This window comes from Alkalibacterium sp. m-11, from assembly GCF_054658155.1.
The window spans coordinates 1-262 of sequence record NZ_BAAGIR010000476.1 but is presented as its reverse complement, the minus strand read 5'-3'; the positions used below and the strand labels follow the sequence as shown (position 1 = coordinate 262).

Sequence of the window (262 nt, the reverse complement as noted above, 5' to 3'; positions counted from 1 at the left end):
ACTTCCCAGAAGTAAAGCAGAAATTATGGAAAGAAATGTTTTGGTCGAGGAGTTTTTGCTTATTGACAACAGGCGGCGCTCCAATTGAAGTTATAAAAAAATACATTGAAAACCAAGGCGAAGTGAGCTGACAATTATGTTGAAAGCATACAAGTACAGATTATACCCAACCGAACAGCAAAAAGAATATTTTGCGAATTGTTTTGGCTGCGCCCGCTTCATCTACAACCAAATGCTCAGCGACAAAATCAACCACTACAAA

At 38.5% G+C, this 262-nt stretch carries 2 protein-coding genes; both read left to right on the top strand.

Features of this window, described 5'->3' with window-relative positions; all coding sequences use genetic code 11:
• On the top strand, positions 1 to 131 hold a 131-nt coding region (locus ACYQ2O_RS13240; protein ID WP_459783894.1), incomplete at its 5' end, for a transposase.
• Positions 132 to 136: 5 nt separating this feature from the next.
• Positions 137 to 262: helix-turn-helix domain-containing protein (locus tag ACYQ2O_RS13235; protein WP_459783892.1), on the top strand; the 126-nt coding region annotated here is incomplete at its 3' end.